A 17,781-nucleotide genomic window follows, 5' to 3' on the forward strand; every position below is an offset into this window, starting at 1 on the left:
CTTGCAAACTTCCCGTCTGCCGGTGTTGAGGATAGGTTCGTCATTTCATGAAGTTAGGGCGTGTGCAATGCCGTCGTTTGGTCAATGTTCTGGCGGAAATGGTGCCAAGGCGGGGGAAGCCGCCGCGCAGCCGCATCTAAATCGATTGGATTGGGCATTGGAGCGCGTTGACATGCGCCCGGACTTTGCCGAAAAGGAGCACCTGATAATGCCGATGCGAAGCAAGAGGGGTTCGAGAATGAGGTTTGCGGGAGCGCTTTCTATGCGTTCTGCGTGGGCCACAGTGCTTTTCCTTCTCGTCGTTCCTGTATTCTTCGTCGCCACTTCCAGCGATGCGCGCGCCGACTTCAGGGTCTGCAACGCCACGCAAAATCTGGTCGGCGTCGGCATCGGCTACCGCGCCAAGACAGGCTGGGTCACCGAAGGCTGGTGGCATATCGAAGCCTCGACCTGCAAAACCCTGATCGAAGGGCCTTTGTCATCGCGGTTTTACTATCTTTATGCAGAAGACTCCGAGCGCGGTGGGCGCTGGGACGGTCCGATCAACATGTGCGTTGCCGATAAGGAGTTCAAGATCGCCGGCGTGACCGATTGTGTCGCCCGTGGATTCCAACGCGCAGGCTTCAAGGAATATGATACGGGCGAGCAGGCCAGCTGGATGGTCCAGCTGACTGATGAGCCCGCAACAGACGGCACTGCTGCCGTCACGGGAACGAATTCTCAATGAGACGCAGCCGAAAGGTAAAGATCCTCGCAACGCTCGGTCCGGCTTCCTCGTCCGAGGACATGATCAAGAAGCTTTTCGAGGCGGGGGCCGACGCCTTTCGCATCAATATGAGCCATACGGACCATCCGCTGATGCGCGAGCTGGTCGGTCGCATCCGTGCAGTCGAGGCCAGGCTCGGCAGGCCGATCGGCATCCTGGCCGACCTTCAGGGGCCGAAGCTGCGGGTCGGCAAGTTCGCCAATGGCAAGGAAGCGCTGGAGATCGGCCAGGCCTTCACGCTGGACGACAACGCCGAGCAGCTGGGCAACAGCGAACGCGTCTACCTGCCGCATCCCGAAATCCTTGCCTCGGTGCAGCCCGGCCATCGCCTGCTGATCGACGACGGCAAGCTGGAGCTGAAGGCGGTGAAGTGCGACGGCAAGTCGATCGTCTGCACCGTGGTCGCCGGCAACAAGATTTCCGATCGCAAGGGCGTCAGCCTGCCCGACACCGACCTTCCGGTGGGCGCGCTGACGGAAAAGGACCGTGCCGACCTCGACGCCGCACTTGCCGCTGGCGTCGACTGGATCGCGCTGTCCTTCATCCAGCGCCCCGAGGATCTGGCCGAGGCGCGCAAGATCGCGCGCGGGCGTGCGCTGATCCTGTCGAAGATCGAAAAGCCGCAGGCCGTGGCCCGCCTGCCTGAGATCATCGAACTTTCCGACGCGCTGATGGTGGCGCGTGGCGACCTCGGCGTTGAAATGCCGCTCGAAGCAGTGCCCGGCATCCAGAAGCAGATCACGCGTGCGGCGCGCCGCGCCGGCAAGCCGGTTGTGATCGCCACGCAGATGCTGGAATCGATGATCTCCGCTCCGGTGCCGACGCGTGCCGAGGTTTCGGACGTGGCGACCGCCGTGTTCGAGGGAGCCGACGCGGTCATGCTCTCGGCCGAATCGGCGGCTGGCGAATATCCGGTCGAGGCGGTGGCGACGATGAACCGCATCGCCATCCAGATCGAGCAGGATCCGAACTATGCCGGCATCATCAACGCCCAGCGCTCCGAGCCGGAGGCGACCGGCGCCGACGCCATTTCGCTGGCGTCGCGGCAGATCGCCGAAACGCTGAAGCTGTCGGCGATCATCTCCTACACCTCCTCGGGCACGACGGGCCTGCGTGCGGCGCGCGAGCGGCCGCAGGTGCCGATCATCGCGCTCTCGCCGGTGGTGCAGACCGCCCGCCGGCTGTCGCTGGTCTGGGGCACGCATTGCGTGGTCACCGAGGACGCGACCGATCTGGACGACATGGTCGATCGCGCCTGCCGCATCGCCTATGAGGAGGGCTTCGGCCGTCCTGGCGACCGCGTCATCATCACGGCCGGCGTGCCGCTGGGCACGCCCGGTGCCACCAACATGCTGCGCATCGCCTATGTCGGCGCGGAGGGACGCGGGGGCGCATAGAGCATTTTGCAGCCAGACGGAATCGCCTGGCGTCGCACAAATGCGGCTAAGAAAACGGATAGAGCGGCGGAATAGCATTCGTCAGGATGCCCGACGCTCTAGCCCTCGCAGCCTAAGACGGCCTTACAATGGGGATCAGATGGCCTCGCCGGCCAGTTCCTCCGACAGGGTCGTAACCCTGTTCTGCGCGTTGCGCATCATCGGGTAGACGTCGAGCACCTTCTGCCAGGCTTCCAGTGCCAGCTGCTTGCGCCCGCGCATCTCCATGATCACCGCCAGGCCGGCCATCGCGCCGAAATGGCGCGGCTCTAGGCGCAGCGTGTGCTCGATGTCAGTCATCGACTTGCCGTAGCTCTGCATCAGGAAATGCACGGTGGCGCGGCGGTTCCAGCCTTCGGCATAATTCGGCGCAAGGGTGACGATCTGGTCGAGGAAGTCCAGGGCGACGTCGAACTTCTGTTGCTCCATCGCCTTTTGCGCCCATCCCATCATCAGGTCGACGGAGGCGCTGCCCGAATGGTCCCAGCGGCTCTGGATGCGGGCGGCAATGCGCGCGGCCGCCTTCTCGTTGCGCTCGCGCTTGAGGTCGGCAAACAGCGAATCGAGCGTGACCGGAGCGCGGGGGACTGCCTGCTCCTTCGGCCTGGGAGCCGGAGAATCGCTCGACGGCGGAGGTGCGAGCGGATCGCCCTGTTCGGGTAGTTCGGACTGCGCGGAGGCGGGCATCGTGCCAGTGGCCACCATCAGTCCAAGAAAAACAGCAAAAACGCTCCGCATACCGAAGAAACTATTCTTCGGTATGGGAACGTCAAATTGAATTTCGCGTGAAAGGATTCGGCGCAATGCCGACTCCGGCCGGATAAAGCGAAATCGTCCGGCCCGAATACTCAGCCCTGGCGGGCCTTGTAGCGCGGAGCGGTCTTGTTGATGAGGTAAACGCGACCCTTGCGGCGAACCAGCTGGGTGTCGCGATGACGACCCTTGAGGGCCTTGAGCGAATTCTTGATCTTCATTGGTCTGATCCGTCGAACTGGGCCCGTCGCCAGGCCGAACTGAAAGACGCGCCCGAGAGCGCGTCCAAACTTGTGGGTGGCTCATAGACGAGGAGTCTCCGTCCTGTCAACCTCCGGCAGCGCTCGGCATGCAATTGGAAGCGTTGCGGCTAAGCTTTTCTGCACGTTAATCTTGCGCTTTCCCACGGCAATGAAGGGAGGTCGTCCATGCGCTTCGCCGTCGGCCTGCTTTGCCTGGCTGCGCTCTTGGCGGCGAGGCCGGTGCTCGCACAGGAATGCGACGATTCTTCGAACCAGTCCCAGCTGAACGAATGTGCCGACCTGGCGCTGATCAAGACCAAGGCAGCGGTCAAAGAGGCCTATGACGAGATCATGGGCCGTCTCAAGGACGATCCGGAAGGCAGGGAGAGACTGGCGGCCGCGCAGAAGGCCTGGGACGCCTATAGCAAGGCCGAATGCGATTTTTCGACCGGCGACACGGTCAATGGCAGCATCCATCCCATGCTGTCCCTGGAGTGTCTCGATGATCTCAGCAGACAGCGCCTGGACAAGCTCAGGGCCTATCTCAAGTGCGAGGAGGGCGACCTGACCTGCCCGGTGCCGGCCAAGTAGTCCGTCAGCGCCGCAGCCGCGTGAAATGGCCCATCTTGCGGCCGGGGCGCGCTTCCGCCTTGCCGTAGAGATGCAGGATCAGATCGGGCTCGCCGGCGAGATCCCCAACCTGGCTCACTTCATCGCCGATCAGGTTTTCCATGATGCAGTCGGAATGCCGATTGGCGTTGCCAAGCGGCAGGCCGACGATTGCGCGTACATGCTGCTCGAACTGCGAGACGGCGCAGGCGGCTTCCGTCCAATGGCCGGAATTGTGGACGCGGGGGGCGATCTCGTTGACCAGCAGCGAGCCATCGGGAAGCACGAAGAACTCGACGCCGATGACGCCGACATAGTCGAGCGCATCGAGGATGGCGAAGGCAGCCGCTTTCGCTGCGGCGGCGGTCTCCGGCGTGATGTTGGCCGGCACGGTGGAACTGTGCAGGATGCCGTGGCGATGGACGTTTTCGGCCGGATCATAGGCCGACAGCGCGCCGTTGCGGTCGCGCGTGGCGATGATGGAGATTTCCCGGTCGAAGGTCACGAAGGCTTCGAGGATCAGGGGCACGTTGCCCATGGCCGTAAACGTGCCGCCGGTCTCGTGTAGGGGCACGTTGCGGAAAACGCGCTGCCCCTTGCCGTCATAGCCCAGGCGGCGCGTCTTCAGCACGCCCGCGCCGTGGAAGTCGTGCAGGGCGGCATGCAGGCCGTGATCGTCGTCGACGGCGCGGAAATCCGCCGTCGGGATGCCGATGCCGTTCAAAAAGGTCTTTTCGGTCAGCCGGTCCTGCGACACGTCGAGCGCGCGGGCAGGCGGCAGCACGGCAATGGTCGCGGCCAGCGTTTCGGCGGCCTGTACAGGCACGTTCTCGAATTCGTAGGTCACCACGTCGCATTTGCCGGCAAGCTCGCGCAAGGCGACCGGGTCGTCATAGGCGGCAATGATCTGGTCGTTGGCCACCTGCGCAGCGGGACAGCCTGCCTGCGGCTCCAGCACCACCGTCCGGTAGCCGAGGCGCGCCGCGGCCATGGCCAGCATGCGGCCGAGCTGGCCGCCGCCGATGATGCCGATGGTGGAGCCGGCGGGCAGCGGTGCGGTCATTGTTCGTCCTTGGGGTGTTCGGCGACCTTGGCGGTCTGTTCGGCGCGCCAGGCGTCCAGCCGCTCGGCCAGATCCTCGTCACCCAGTGCAAGCACGGCGGCGGCGAGCAGCGCAGCGTTGACCGCGCCCGACTTGCCGATGGCGAGCGTGCCGACCGGGATGCCGGCCGGCATCTGCACGATCGACAGCAGCGAATCCTGTCCCGAAAGCGCCTTCGATTCCACCGGCACGCCGAACACCGGCAGCGCCGTCAGCGCCGCCGTCATGCCCGGCAGGTGGGCGGCGCCGCCGGCGCCGGCGATGATGATCTTGAAGCCTTCGGCCTTGGCGTTGCGGGCGAAGTCGTAGAGCCGCTCCGGCGTGCGGTGGGCGGAGACGATGCGGCTTTCGTAGGAAATGCCGAGCGCCTCAAGCGTGTCGGCGGCGTGGTGCATGGTTGCCCAGTCGGACTGGCTGCCCATGATGATGGCGACGTCGGCGCGCTCTGTTCCCAATGTCCGGCCTCCGGTTGTCGAATTGGCCTGCTGGCGATCAGCGTGTCGCGGCATTACCGAAATGCCGCCCGTCCCGCAAGCGTTTCACGCCGGAAAGCTTGCGCCGCGGCCCTCAATTCGGATTCGCGCCGGCCAAGACGAACTCCGTAATGGCGTCGACGACGCCCGGTGCAAGCGGCAGGTTCGGATCGGCATAGGTGGCGATATTTGCGGCGCGGTCGTCCGAGGTCACCTCCTTGAGTACATGGTTGACGTCGGGAAGTACCCGCAGCTCGGCCTTCGGATTCGCTTCGGCGAGGCGACGCGCGTCCTCTTCGCTGACCTGTATGTCGCGCTGGCCCTGAAGGATCAGCACGGGCTTTCGGATCTTTGCCAACAGCTGCGCCGGATCGTAGGAAAGGGCGTTCATGAGGAAGCGCTGCACGCTGGGATGAAACAGCGGCAGCAAGGCTGGATTGAGTTTCGAGGCATCCACCGGCTTGCCGGCTTCCAGCTGGGCGATCGCGGACAGGGCTTGATCGAGGATAGGCGCATTGGCCGGATTGGCGCGGAGCTGCTCGCGCAGCACCTCGCCAAGCGGTCGGCCTGCGGCAGCGACGAGTAGCAAGCCGCAAATACCGGTTTCATCTCTGGCGGCAGCGGCAAGCGCAACCAGCCCGCCTTCGCTGTGGCCTAGCACCCAGACGCAGTCGCTGCCGGTTTTCTGGCGAATCGATGAGATCCACGCGTGGACGTCGTCGGCATAGTCGCCAATCGTCACATTGTTTGCGTCGCTTATGGCTGTCGCGCTGCCGAACATGCCCCGCTTGTCGATGCGGACGGAGGAAATGCCGCGCCGGCCAAGGCCCTCGGCGAGCAGCCGGTAGCTGGACGCCTGGACGCCCAGTCGGCTGTTGCCGTCGCGGTCGGTCGGGCCCGAGCCGGGAATGATGAGAACGACAGGCGCATTCGAGGCGGCAGCCGCATGCAGGGTGCCCTTGAGCGGTCCTTGCGGGCCGGGGGCCTCAACGCCGGTTTCGGCCGAATCAGCAGAAGCCATGGACATCGCTCCGACAACACCGAGAAAAGCTGCAAAGACCACGCGGGCCGCAAGCTTCCCGACCATATGGGTGCAAACACCGCCCGCCGCCTCACCCCGCGGTCTTCCGAGTCGCCCGGCGGTCGAGGAAACTGATTCGCGGGAGGCCAAGCGCTCCCTCCCGTTGTCAGGCAATGATGTCGGGGATCATCTTGTCTTCCAGCTTGGACAGCATGTCCTTCAGCATGAGCTTTTTCTTCTTCATGCGCTGGATCTGGAGCGGGTCGCAGGACGTCGCGATCATCGCGTTGATGGCCGCGTCGAAATCGGCGTGTTCCTGCTTCAGCTTTGCAAACTCAAGACGAATCTCGGTCTGATCCTGGTCTGACATGTCCACCGTCTGCAGAAATTTCAAACGCCTAATGCGCCCTATGGCGGGGCTGGAAGCATAGTGCCCACCAACCCGCCGTTCATAGCACATTTCAATCTTTCAGGAAATGCTACCACGCCGCATTCGACATGCAAGCAATCTGGTGGCAGACTGTCATCGTACTGTCACAGGGCAAGACCTGCGGTGGACGCCCTGGGGCGTGTACGATTGTGGAATCCATGAAAGGGAGCACCAATCATGTCTCTTGCCAACCATCTCGAAGAGTTGCAGCGGAAGCACGGCGATATTGATCGCGAACTCGACCTGGCGATGAATCATCCGTCAGTCGACGATCTTGAAATCGCCAGTCTCAAGCGACGCAAGTTGGCAATCAAGGACGAGATTGAAAAACTGAAGGCATCCGTGAACACAACGCACTGAAGCATTCCTTCATACGGCGCATAAGCGGATGCGCTGCAAGTAGCCGGCGGCAGCGTGGCTTGCCGCCGGAACGATGGGCAAGACCGTTTTTCCAAGCTGTCTTGGAAAGCTCCCGGCACCCGATCCGTTCCATCACAAAGATCAGAAATTTTGGCAGGCGCTGACTGTCCCTGATGTCCTGGCGGGGTTTAGCGTGCGGCGCTCCTCGCGAGGGCGGTCCTTCGCCAGCGCGGCGAAGAATGCCTCAGCCCTCCTGCTCGGCCGGCGTGCGCGGATCGAGCCGCAGCGCCTCGGGCGTGACGCCGCGTTCGGACGGCAGTGTCTTGAAGGCCTCGCGCGCTTCCACCGGCACCGGGGCGCGGCGGCTGATGCGCAGCAGCGTGTAGCCGGCGAGCGCGAAATGGGCGAGCGCGGTCGCCAGGAACAGGCCCTCCGGGCTCAGCCCCATCAGTGCTGCGCCGACCACCGGTCCGATCATGGTGCCGAAGCCGTAGAGCAAGAGCAGGCCGCCGGAGAGTTTTACGAAATCCTCGGGCCGGGCGTGGTCGTTGGCATGCGCCACCGCCAGCGAATAGAGCGTGTAGGCAAGCGCGCCATAGGCGGCGGTCATGGCGATGACCCAGAGGCCATTGGTCGGCGCGATGAAATAGATCGCCACGCCCACCAGCGCCGAGCCGAAGGCGGCGGCGGCCAGCACGAAGCGGCGGTCGGTCTTGTCCGAAATGCGCCCCATTGGCATCTGCATGGCCGCACCCGCGACCACGACAAGGCTCATCATCAACGCGATTTGGGCGGTCGAGATGCCAATGCGCGCGCCATAGACCGCGCCCAGCGTGCCCCAGGCGCCATTGGCGACGCCGATCAGCAGGCAGGCGACGAAGGACACCGGCGAATTGGCATAAAGCCCCTTGAGGTCCAGAGAGACGTCTTGCAGCGGCTTCGGATGGGCTGCGGTGGAGACGGCCGTGGGAATGAGCGACAGGCAGAACAGGATGCCGGTGACCATGAACAGCGAGGCGTTGCGCACGTCGCCCGCCGCCACCATCATCTGGCCGGCCATGATGGAGGCATAGGTCACCATCATGTACATGCCGAAGACGGTGCCGCGATTCTCATTGGTAGCGCGTTCGTTGAGCCAGCTTTCGATGACCATGAAGGCGCCGGCCATGACGAAACCGGTGAAGGCGCGCAGCACGATCCAGACGAGCGCGTCGATCCACAGTCCCGTGAGCAGCGCCACGATGGCCGCCGAAGCCGCAAAGGTGCCGAAGGCGCGCACATGGCCCGCCCGCCGCACCAGGCGCGGCGCAAAATAGCAGCCGGCGACGAAGCCGCCCGCCCAGGCCGTGCCCATGAGGCCCAGCGAGGCCGTCGAAAAGCCTTCCTCCTGGCCGCGCAGCGGAAGCAGCAGGCCGTGCAGGCCGGAAGCGGCTAGCAGGAAGGCGGTGCCGCGCAGGAGCGACAGGATCGGCTTGTAGGTTGCAAGCATGCGTCAGTCCGGCGAATCGGAGTGGGGTTCAAAAACGCTGCCCGAAACATACCTGCTTTTCGGCTTTTCAGCGGCGCAAGCGCGACATCATTTGGCGTTCGGGCCGAAGCACGACCTCCAGCGAGATGAGCCCTCCTGAGATCTCGCTCCAAGTTCTTGTATTTGGAGCATGATCTTGTCCGAAAAGTCTGCAACTTTTCGGGATCATGCTCTAGCGCCGAAACAGCGCCTCGGCCGCGCTCTTGGTGGCGTCCTTGGACTTCAGCTCCGTTTCGAGCCTGCCGATCTCGGCCTTTAGCTCGTCGATGCGCTGCCTGAGCTCGGCCACCGACATGAGTGAAAGGTCCTGGCCGACCACATAGGCGGTCGGTTTCTTCTTCGGTTCGTCGTCGAACAGCGCCATCGTCATTTCTCCCGGCTTGTCCGTTTGCCTGTTTGGGCGACAGACTACATAAGGGGAGGGCAAGGATGCAAATGCCGGGGCGCCAGGCGCACCCGAAAGGAAGGAGCGACCATGACCAGCCCAGCGGCAATCCCGGAGAAGATGACGGCGGTGGCGATCTCGTCGCCCGGAGGCCCGATGGTGCTGAAGCCCGAGCGGCGCGACGTGCCGAAGCCCGAGGCCGGCGAGATCCTGATCGAGGTCAAGGCCGCGGGCGTCAACCGACCCGACGTGTTCCAGCGCATGGGCGCCTATCCACCGCCGCCCGGCGCCTCCGACCTGCCGGGGCTCGAGGTGGCGGGCATCGTCGCCGCGCTCGGCGAGGGCGTGACCCGCTGGCGCGTGGGCGACAAGGTCTGCGCGCTGACCCCCGGCGGCGGCTATGCCGAATACGCCAAGGTGCATGAGAGCAACGCGCTGCCGATCCCGTCGGGCTTCACCTTCACCGAGGCCGCTGCTATTCCCGAAACCTTCTTCACCGTGTGGCACAATGTGTTCGAGCGCGGCGCCCTGAAAAGCGGCGAGACGCTTCTGGTCCATGGCGGCTCGTCGGGCATCGGCACCACGGCGATCCAGCTCGCCAACGCCTTTGGGGCCCAGGTGCTGACCACCGCCGGCAGCGCCGAAAAATGCGCGGCCTGCGAAAAGCTGGGCGCCGACCGCGCCATCAACTACCGCACCGAGGATTTCGTCGCGGTGGTGAAGGAGGTGACGGAGGGCAGGGGCGCCAACGTCATCCTCGACATGGTGGGCGGCGACTATGTGGCGCGCAACTACACCGCCGCGGCGGTCGAGGGCCGCATCGTGCAGATCGCCACGCTCGGCGGGGCGGTGGCCACGACCGACGTTTCCAAGCTGATGATGAAGCGGCTGGTGCACACCGGCTCGACGCTCAGGCCCCGCACGGTCGAGGTGAAGGCGGGCATTGCCGCCGCACTGGAAGCGCAGGTGTGGCCGCTGCTCGCCACTCGCCGCGTCGCCCCGGTCATGGACATGATTTTTCCCCTGCGCGAAGCTTGGCGCGCGCATGAGCGCATGGAAGAGGGCGACCACATCGGCAAGATCGTGCTCGACGTGGCGTAGGGGTTTTCGCCCGCCGTCGGGCAATCCCCTCTCCGTCTCTCCCCCTCTCCGCCTCGCTACGCTCGGCACCTCTCCCCCATTTTCATGGGGGCGAGGAACCCAAGTTCTGTGATGGCGCGACCTTGGCGGGTGCCGGTTCCTCGCCCCCGCTTGCGGGGGAGAGGTGTCGAGCGCAGCGAGACGGAGAGGGGGCGCCGTCGCAGAACCGGCGAGACGCGGATGCTGCCCGCACTGCTGCCGAAAGCCCACTCACTTCACCCCCTCGGCCAATCGCTGGGCGAAGACCAGCATGCCGGCCATCATCTTGGTGGTGATCTCGACCGGCAGCGGCACGTCGCAGCCGAGCTCCTTGCCGGGCTCCAGCGCCGAACAACAGCGCTTTTGGTTGCGGCATTCGCGCCGCTGGCAGCGCAGATGCGCGCCCTGCAGCGTGGCGGCGATGCTGCCGGCGAGCACGATGGCGTCGGACAGCGAGCGCGGCAGCGGCTCGCCCCTGCCGATCAGGGTCGAGCGGGTCTCGGCCGCCTTGCGCGCGGCGCGCTTGTTCATGGTGGGCAACTCGTCCATCGGATTTTCCTCCTGTTCGAAAGGCGGTCGGGGGAGTCAAAAAAATCCGGACGCGAAGGGGCGTTACCGCGCCTCGCAAACGAAGCCGGATCGTGGGAACGCGGACGCATGGCATCGCGCCTCTAAGGGTATTGGTTGACGCTAGCCATGCGTCCACCCGGCGCTCTTGCCTGGGTTTGTTCGCCTCCGCATTCGCGCGGCCAGCCACACCCTGGGCCCGGACTTGGGGATTCATCATCCAGCAGCGCTACCGTCACGCCACCAGCCCGGACGCCGTCGCCCTCCACGCTCATCCGGTTCATGACCCGTGTTCCCGCGAGGGCGATGGAGGGGATTATGCGGGAGGTGGCAAAGCGGGGGATGAAAAGGGGCAAATATTTTTGGAAAGTTCAATGGTTTCAATTGATTATCGCGAAGATGACGTTGGCATTTATCCACTTGGAACGACGGAGGGCCAAAGTCAGCTGTCCTTGGCGCCCTTTCCAATGTGTGCTTCGCCCAAATCCTGTCTTGCTCTTTAGCTTCCATCCTTAGCGGCTGCTGCCGGTCGCGCGTATCTCAAAGTTTTCTGGAAAACTCATTGGATATGTAGCTTGGTATGAAGAATAATGCAGCAGAATCACTGATATTTCTGCGTGAGCTTTGGTGTGTAGGGGTTAGATTTGTCGTTCAACTCGAATGAAATGACATTGTCTCTTATGAGGCGGGGTTCATTTGATCACACCAGAAACTGAGACGAACTTTTGATCGTTATCAAGGGTCAATATGGCTAGTACCAATGTTGTAAACTTGGATGCTCTCATTCGTCGCGCTGATCTGGCTGCGCCGGGCGAATTGGGTGAAGATATCAATGCGATGTCGATAATGGGCCTCGAGCCGAAGGGGCTCCTGTACCCAGCTCTGCGGAAACCAGACTTCCAACGCGAAACGGCTAATTGGGGCCCCGAGCAGATAGCCGATCTAATAAGTACATTTGCACGACGAGATCTGATTCCTGCTGTGATCTTATGGCGGGCGGGGAAGGATGTCTTTGTCATTGATGGGGCACATCGCCTAAGTGCTCTTATCGCTTGGGTTCATAATGACTACGGTGATGGCGAGGTTTCTAGGCGTTTCTTCCAGAACTCAGTACCTGATGAGCAGATTAGAGCTGCGAAGAAAGCGCGAGATCTCGTAAACGCGGCTGTCGGCTCCTATGATGATCACAAAATGGCGATAGACTTCCCTCAGAATTCACGCCCTGATGTAGTGGAGCGAGCGGCGCGGATAGGTTGGCAGGAAATACCTGCTCAATGGATACGCAATGCCGACCATGACAAAGCGGAGAAGTCATTCTTTCGGATCAATCAAGGTGGAACAAAAATTGATCCAGTTGAAAGAAGAATACTGAGTTCGAGGCGTTCTGCGACTGCGCTAGCGGCTAGGGCTATACTTCGTGGAGGAACTGGCCATAACTACTGGCAGGCTTTTGATGCCGAAATACGTGCAAAAATTGAGGATCTCAGTAGAGAAATACATAATTTACTGTTTGAGCCAAATTTAAACCTGCCAATCAAGACACTTGATTTGCCTGTCGCTGGCCAGGGTTATGGTCCCAAAACGCTGCCGTTTGTCTTCGATCTAGTGAACCTAGTGAATCGTGTTCAAGCCAAGGATTCTAGCCATAAAAATGCCGTCGATGATGCTGATCTGGCGGAGGATAAAAACGGAGAAAAGACTCTCGAATATCTGACGGCCGTGCGCAGAGTCCTTTGGAGGATATGCTCAGTGCACCCATCCTCACTTGGCCTTCATCCGGCCTTGTATTTTTACTCTAGGGGAGGGTTGTTCCAGCCGGTAGCTCTTTTAAGCTACGTTTCTTTATTCTCCGATTGGGACACTGACGATTTCATAAAATTTACATCGGTAAGGGCCAAATTTGAAGAATTTATAGTCATAAATAGAGGTATTACGGAGGCGGTCCGACGCCTCGGTAGTGGTGCGCGAAGTCGCCCTCGTATCAAGGCACTATATCGAAAGATCATCAATTCTCTTGCCGAAGGTATGAGTGTTGCTGAGGTGCAATCGATTCTTGCTAGCGATCCAAGTTTCGATTTCTTTGTGGCGGCTATGCCGTCTGGAAGCCTATTTGATGACACGACATTTTCGCGGGAAGTGAAGGGGGCGGCTTATATACGAGATGCACTTCCTTCTGCACCAAAATGCCCCACCTGTGGTGGAATGATGCATCGGAATGCGATGCAGGTCGGACATAAGCGCGCGCGCCGTGACGGTGGAACTGGCGACCTTGCAAATGCGTTTATGCAGCACCCATTCTGCAACAGCACGGTAGAGAATTGACTGGGCGGCATCCGCAAGGTTCCCTAGCGGCTGCTTCTGTTACCACGGCGGCAAAAGCACTACCGTTGAATGGCGTAGATAACGGGGTCGAATTCTAGGTGACATCTCGGCCGACTCCCCTGTGGGCCGTTGGCCGAACTTTTCTTGCTCCATGGGCTGAACAACGCTATATAAAGCGTGATTTCCCATTTTCGGTGGTTCGATCCACCGCCCGCGCAAGGGACGCGGGCGAACGAAAGGATATTAACTGATGGCCAATACGCTTCTGATGCCCAAGGCGACTGCCGTCTGGCTGGTCGACAATACTGCGCTGTCGTTCGACCAGATCGCCCAGTTCTGCGGCTTGCACCCGCTCGAGGTGAAGGCGATTGCCGACGGCGAATCCGCGCAGGGCATCAAGGGCATGGACCCGGTCATCACCGGCCAGCTCTCCCGCGAGGAGATCGCCCGCGGCGAGCGCGACATCAACCATCGCCTAAAACTTTCCGAGCCGAAGGTGCGCGTGCCCGAGAGCAAGCGCAAGGGCCCGCGCTACACGCCGCTTTCCAAGCGCCAGGACCGCCCCAACGCCATTTTGTGGCTGGTGCGGAACCATCCCGAGCTCAAGGACGCGCAGATCTCGCGCCTGGTCGGCACCACCAAGTCGACCATCGAGCAGATCCGCGAGCGCAAGCACTGGAACTCGGCCAATTTGGCGCCGATGGACCCGGTGACGCTCGGCCTCTGCTCGCAGATCGACCTCGACATCGAAGTGCAGCGCGCCTCGCACAACCGCCCGCCGGCAGCACCCACCGGCGACACGCTGCTGCCCGCCTCGCTGACCGAGCGGCTGGAGCCGGCGGCCGAAGGCCACCACGAGGAGGAAGAGAAGGAACTCGACGCCAATGCGGTGTTCGCAAAACTCTCCTCGCTCAAGTCCAAGCACGAGGACGACGAGGACGAGGACGATCATCACCGCCACTGAGCGCGTCGGCCTCTGGGCATAGATCGGGAGTCTGCATTCCATCGGGATGCAGGCTCTTTTCTTTTGTGGCGCGGTTTTTTGCCGGCGGTCAGGCCGGGCGGGTGCGTGCTTCCCGCGACGTCGTGCGCCTGATGGCGAAGGCGCTGGCGAGGATCAGCACGGTTGCCACCACCAGCACGGCGACGAAAGCCTGGTCGAAGGCCGCGCGGCCGAGCGAAACCAGCATGGCTGCGGCGTCCGGCGGCAGCTTTTCGGAGGCGAGCAGCGCTTCGTCCAGGCTGTCGCGCACGGTGGCGGGTACATCGAGGTTGGCGGGCGGCGTGAACGAGGCGCCATAGACGGCGGTGAGCACGCTGCCGAGTACGGCAATGCCGATGGCGCCGCCAAGCTCGTAGGACACCTCTTCCACGGATGCGGCCATGCCGGCGCGGTCGATCGGGGCGTTGTCCATGATGGCGCTGGAGGCGGCCGTCATCGCCGCACCCAGGCCGAAGCCGAAGACACCAAGCATTGTAAGCTGCAGCGCGGTGGCCGCCTCATGCGCCATCGTATAGCCGGCCAGGCCTGCGCCGCCCAGCGCAAGCGACATCCACATCACCCGGCCGGGGCCGAGCCTGGGCAGCGCGATGCCGGTCAGCGGGCCGGAGACGAAGGCGGCGAGCGGGATCGGCAGGATGAACATGGCCGCCTCGAGCGGCGAGAGCCCGATGACCAGCTGCAGGCGCTGGCTGACGGCCAGCTCGACGCCGACCAGCGAGACCGAGGCCATGAGTGCTGCCGTCACGCCGGCCGAAAAGCGGCTGTCGCGGAACAGGGCAAAATCGATGAGCGGGGCGGTGCTGCGGCGCTGGCGGCGCACGAAAAGCACAAGGGCTGCGATGCCGAGAAGTGCTGCGCCGGCGGCGAGCGCCAGCGAGGGCTCGCGCGTGGCAAGCTCCTTGATGGCGAAGGCGAGCGCGATCAACCCGACCATGATCTGCAGCGAGCCGACAAGATCCCACGGCCGGGTGGAGTGGCCCTTGTCGGCCGGCACGATAGCCGCGCCGAGCGCCACCGCCAGCAGCACCACCGGCACGTTGATGAGGAACACCGAACCCCACCAGAAATGCTCGAGCAGCACGCCGCCGATGACCGGGCCGAAGGCCGCGCCGCCCGAGGCGACGGCAGCCCAGACGCCGATGGCGATGGCGCGCTCCTTCTCGTCGGCAAAGGTGATGCGGATGATGGACAGCGTCGCCGGCATCATCATGGCTGCGCCGACTGCGAGCAGGCCCCGCGCGGCGATCAGCACGGCAGGCGTCGGCGCATAGGCGGCGGCCAGCGAGGCGATGCCGAAGACGACGAGGCCGCCCATGAACATAGGCTTGTGGCCGACGCGGTCGCCCAGCGCGCCCAGCCCCGGCAGCAGGCCGGCGACCACGAGCGCATAGGCATTGACGATCCAGAGCTTTTGCGAGGCGGTCGCGGCTAGGTCGTGCGTCAGCGTCGGCAGTGCCGTGTAAAGCACCGTCATGTCGACCACGATCAGGAACAGAGCGCTGGAAACGATGGCCAGCACCAGCCAGCGGTTTTGCTTCGCCACGAAAATCACCTTACGACTAGATCGCCAACGATGCGCCCTTTCGGACGCATCGTTGGCGATCTATCTCTTTGTTTGAGCATCGGATTCTCCGAAAACCGGGTTCCACTTTTCGGTCCGATGCTTTAATCGCATTGAACGGCTTATATAAATACGTCCGTATGGATTGAAAAGAGGCGAGGCATGGGACGCCGGCAGAGCATCGACCGCAACAAGGTGCTGGACGCCGCCGAAAAGGTGGTGAGCGAGCAGGGTGTAGGCGGCCTGACCATCGACGCCGTGGCCAAGGCCTGCGGCATCTCCAAGGGCGGGGTGCAATACGCCTTCGGCACCAAGGACGACCTGATCGCGGCGATGATCGACCGCTGGGAGGCCGAGTTCGACGCTGAAGTGGCCGAGCTCGGCAAGGGCGACACTTCGGTGGAGGGCGGCGTGCGGGCGCATGCCGAGGCGACGCGCGATTTCGACGGCACGTCGGTCGATCGCGCGGCGGTGATGCTGGCGGCGCTGGTGCAGGACAAGAACAGGCTGGCCAAGACGCGCGCCTGGTATGAGGCGCGGATGGCCCAGCTCGACAGCTCGACCGAAGAAGGCCGGCGCCTGCGGCTGGCCTTCCTTGCCAGCGAAGGCGCCTTCCTGCTGCGCAGCTTCGGCTTCATGCCGATGACGGATGAAGAGTGGCAGCAGGCGTTTGACGATATTTTACGGCTGGTGAGGAAGAAGTAGCGACCCAATCGCCTCATCGCAACGCGACGATGGGCACAATGGTTTTGGCCCGCATGGCAGTTGCGCTTATCAAAAAATTCGTCGCGGGCATGCAACTTTTCCGCGAATCTGTCACGATAGGCCCAATTTTAACAAATGCCTTTACGCGGCTTTAGAGCCGGTCGGATTAGCCAAATCCGGGGGTGAGACATGAGTCACGCGTTCCTGTCATCTGCAACTCTTCCGGGTTTGTCCGCACTGTTCTGCATCACCTTCTTTCTTCTTTGGCGTCGCCAAAGGGAAAACAGGTGCACGCTGAACTGGGCCCTGGCCTATGCCTGCGGCGTGCTGGGCTCGGTCACGGGCCTGATGCGCCTGTTCGTTGAACATGCCGCGGCAATCACCTTCGTGGGCAATGTGTTTATGCTCGGCATGGGTTTCTTCGCGGTCCGGGGCAGCAATCTCGGCCACACCACGCAGTCGCAGGACCGGTTGATAGTTCCGATCTTCGCTGTCACGGTCATCTGCAGCCTGTGGTTCGTCGCAGTCGACCCCAGCGTGTTCTGGCGCGGCACGACGTCGAGCGTGGGTGGGGCGGCGATGTTCCTGCTGGCCACATACATCAAGCTCAAGGACGAGGACCGGGACAGGATCGACGACCTGACGGCAATCGCCTTCCTGCTCACCGCAGCGGCGCTCCTGGCCCGCCCCGCCGTCACCTATTTCCTTGAAGGTTCCCTCCAGAGCGATGCGGAATCGGCGGACTCCATCTGGTTCGTGAGCTTCCGGTCCTTCGCGGCGCTGAGCTGGCTGTCGATTGCGATATTGTTCCTGTTCCGCATCAACACCGACCGGCTCAAGGATCTCGCCTATCAGTCACTCACCGACCCGTTGACGGGCATTCTCAACCGGCGCGGTCTTCTGGGCGTGGGCGAGGGGATGGTGCAGGACGCCAGCCAGGCCAAGCCCACGACAGTCCTCGTCTGTGACATCGACCACTTCAAGAGCATCAACGACACCTATGGCCACAGGGTGGGTGACATGGTGATCCGCGACTTTGCCGAAGTGCTGAGGCGCGCGTCAGCCGATGCGGGCTATGCCGTGGGTCGCATCGGCGGCGAGGAATTCGTCGCGCTGCTGCCGGCCACCACGCTTGTGCGCGGCAGGGCGTTCGCAGATCACATCCGCACGACGTTTTTGGCACGCTTGCACAAGGGCGTTCCCGCCTCCCATACCGTCAGCGTCAGCATCGGTGTTGCCGAGACGATCGGGGGCGAAAGCCTCGACGCCCTGATCGATCGCGCCGACCGGGCCCTCTATCGGGCCAAGGATGGTGGACGAAACCGCGTCGAGGATTTTCCCGGGCTGAACCGGGCGCTCAAACTACCTTTGGCATCTTGATCGGTACGGCGCTCTGCGT

19 protein-coding genes are annotated in these 17,781 nt (G+C 62.7%); 9 read left to right on the top strand and 10 right to left on the bottom strand.

Annotation, left to right across the window (positions count from 1 at the left end; translation table 11 throughout):
- The first annotated feature begins 262 nt into the window (after positions 1-262).
- Both C7I85_RS16855 and pyk read left to right on the top strand, forming a co-directional pair.
- Positions 263-727 carry a DUF1036 domain-containing protein gene (locus C7I85_RS16855; RefSeq protein ID WP_245444983.1) on the top strand — a complete coding sequence of 155 codons (465 nt, stop codon included), beginning with the start codon at positions 263-265 and terminating at the stop codon, positions 725-727.
- The gene (gene pyk, locus C7I85_RS16860) at positions 724-2,163 is read left to right on the top strand and encodes a pyruvate kinase (protein ID WP_106725172.1); all 1,440 of its coding nucleotides are present in this window, start codon (positions 724-726) and stop codon (positions 2,161-2,163) included. Before C7I85_RS16855 ends, pyk begins: the two co-directional genes overlap by 4 nt.
- Before the next feature lie 135 nt (positions 2,164-2,298).
- Here pyk and C7I85_RS16865 read toward each other — a convergent pair whose 3' ends face one another.
- Both C7I85_RS16865 and ykgO read right to left on the bottom strand, forming a co-directional pair.
- Entirely contained in the window at positions 2,299-2,940 is a 642-nt protein-coding gene (locus C7I85_RS16865; protein WP_106725173.1) for a tetratricopeptide repeat protein, read from the bottom strand.
- Between the two features lie 110 nt (positions 2,941-3,050).
- Entirely contained in the window at positions 3,051-3,176 is a 126-nt protein-coding gene (ykgO, locus tag C7I85_RS16870; protein WP_106725174.1) for a type B 50S ribosomal protein L36, read from the bottom strand.
- A gap of 207 nt (positions 3,177-3,383) precedes the next feature.
- On the opposite strand from ykgO, the gene C7I85_RS16875 reads away from it, so the two are divergent.
- Positions 3,384-3,788: a lysozyme inhibitor LprI family protein gene (locus C7I85_RS16875; RefSeq protein ID WP_106725175.1), complete on the top strand. Its 405-nt coding sequence runs from the start codon at positions 3,384-3,386 to the stop codon at positions 3,786-3,788.
- A 4-nt stretch (positions 3,789-3,792) separates the two neighbouring features.
- On the opposite strand, the gene C7I85_RS16880 is transcribed toward C7I85_RS16875, so the two are convergent.
- From C7I85_RS16880 to C7I85_RS16895, 4 genes are all read right to left on the bottom strand, one after another.
- Positions 3,793-4,869, bottom strand: a complete 1,077-nt coding sequence (locus tag C7I85_RS16880) for a 5-(carboxyamino)imidazole ribonucleotide synthase (RefSeq protein WP_106725176.1) — start codon at positions 4,867-4,869, stop codon at positions 3,793-3,795.
- The gene (purE, locus tag C7I85_RS16885) at positions 4,866-5,363 is read right to left on the bottom strand and encodes a 5-(carboxyamino)imidazole ribonucleotide mutase (protein WP_106725177.1); all 498 of its coding nucleotides are present in this window, start codon (positions 5,361-5,363) and stop codon (positions 4,866-4,868) included. Before purE ends, C7I85_RS16880 begins: the two co-directional genes overlap by 4 nt.
- A 112-nt stretch (positions 5,364-5,475) precedes the next feature.
- Complete coding sequence (locus tag C7I85_RS16890) at positions 5,476-6,402, bottom strand: alpha/beta hydrolase (RefSeq protein WP_210203052.1); 927 nt, start codon at positions 6,400-6,402, stop codon at positions 5,476-5,478.
- A 166-nt stretch (positions 6,403-6,568) separates the two neighbouring features.
- Complete coding sequence (locus C7I85_RS16895) at positions 6,569-6,772, bottom strand: YdcH family protein (RefSeq protein WP_106725352.1); 204 nt, start codon at positions 6,770-6,772, stop codon at positions 6,569-6,571.
- A 237-nt stretch (positions 6,773-7,009) separates the two neighbouring features.
- On the opposite strand from C7I85_RS16895, the gene C7I85_RS16900 reads away from it, so the two are divergent.
- Complete coding sequence (locus C7I85_RS16900) at positions 7,010-7,192, top strand: YdcH family protein (RefSeq protein ID WP_106725179.1); 183 nt, start codon at positions 7,010-7,012, stop codon at positions 7,190-7,192.
- Between the two features lie 244 nt (positions 7,193-7,436).
- On the opposite strand, the gene C7I85_RS16905 is transcribed toward C7I85_RS16900, so the two are convergent.
- Together C7I85_RS16905 and C7I85_RS16910 are read right to left on the bottom strand one after the other, a co-directional pair.
- Positions 7,437-8,681, bottom strand: coding sequence for an MFS transporter (locus C7I85_RS16905; protein ID WP_106725180.1), 1,245 nt, complete (start codon positions 8,679-8,681; stop codon positions 7,437-7,439).
- A gap of 211 nt (positions 8,682-8,892) precedes the next feature.
- Positions 8,893-9,084, bottom strand: coding sequence for a DUF1192 domain-containing protein (locus C7I85_RS16910; protein WP_106725181.1), 192 nt, complete (start codon positions 9,082-9,084; stop codon positions 8,893-8,895).
- Between the two features lie 111 nt (positions 9,085-9,195).
- Between C7I85_RS16910 and C7I85_RS16915 the strand changes: the two genes are divergently transcribed.
- Positions 9,196-10,206: an NAD(P)H-quinone oxidoreductase gene (locus C7I85_RS16915; RefSeq protein WP_106725182.1), complete on the top strand. Its 1,011-nt coding sequence runs from the start codon at positions 9,196-9,198 to the stop codon at positions 10,204-10,206.
- A gap of 249 nt (positions 10,207-10,455) precedes the next feature.
- On the opposite strand, the gene C7I85_RS16920 is transcribed toward C7I85_RS16915, so the two are convergent.
- Positions 10,456-10,773 carry a hypothetical protein gene (locus C7I85_RS16920; RefSeq protein ID WP_106725183.1) on the bottom strand — a complete coding sequence of 106 codons (318 nt, stop codon included), beginning with the start codon at positions 10,771-10,773 and terminating at the stop codon, positions 10,456-10,458.
- Between the two features lie 765 nt (positions 10,774-11,538).
- On the opposite strand from C7I85_RS16920, the gene C7I85_RS16925 reads away from it, so the two are divergent.
- Positions 11,539-13,113: a GmrSD restriction endonuclease domain-containing protein gene (locus tag C7I85_RS16925; protein ID WP_106725184.1), complete on the top strand. Its 1,575-nt coding sequence runs from the start codon at positions 11,539-11,541 to the stop codon at positions 13,111-13,113.
- Positions 13,114-13,363: 250 nt separating this feature from the next.
- On the top strand, positions 13,364-14,077 hold the full coding sequence (locus tag C7I85_RS16930; RefSeq protein WP_106725185.1) for a DUF1013 domain-containing protein: 714 nt from the start codon (positions 13,364-13,366) through the stop codon (positions 14,075-14,077).
- 88 nt (positions 14,078-14,165) lie between these two features.
- On the opposite strand, the gene C7I85_RS16935 is transcribed toward C7I85_RS16930, so the two are convergent.
- Positions 14,166-15,659, bottom strand: coding sequence for an MFS transporter (locus C7I85_RS16935; RefSeq protein ID WP_106725353.1), 1,494 nt, complete (start codon positions 15,657-15,659; stop codon positions 14,166-14,168).
- A 180-nt stretch (positions 15,660-15,839) separates the two neighbouring features.
- On the opposite strand from C7I85_RS16935, the gene C7I85_RS16940 reads away from it, so the two are divergent.
- Together C7I85_RS16940 and C7I85_RS16945 are read left to right on the top strand one after the other, a co-directional pair.
- A complete protein-coding gene (locus C7I85_RS16940) occupies positions 15,840-16,382 on the top strand; it encodes a TetR/AcrR family transcriptional regulator (RefSeq protein ID WP_106725186.1) in 543 nt (180 codons plus the stop codon).
- Between the two features lie 189 nt (positions 16,383-16,571).
- Positions 16,572-17,762, top strand: a complete 1,191-nt coding sequence (locus tag C7I85_RS16945) for a GGDEF domain-containing protein (RefSeq protein ID WP_106725187.1) — start codon at positions 16,572-16,574, stop codon at positions 17,760-17,762.
- The last annotated feature ends 19 nt before the right edge of the window (positions 17,763-17,781 follow it).

Origin of the sequence: Pseudaminobacter soli (ex Li et al. 2025) (genome assembly GCF_003012705.1) — a bacterium.
Taxonomy (GTDB): domain Bacteria; phylum Pseudomonadota; class Alphaproteobacteria; order Rhizobiales; family Rhizobiaceae; genus Pseudaminobacter; species Pseudaminobacter soli.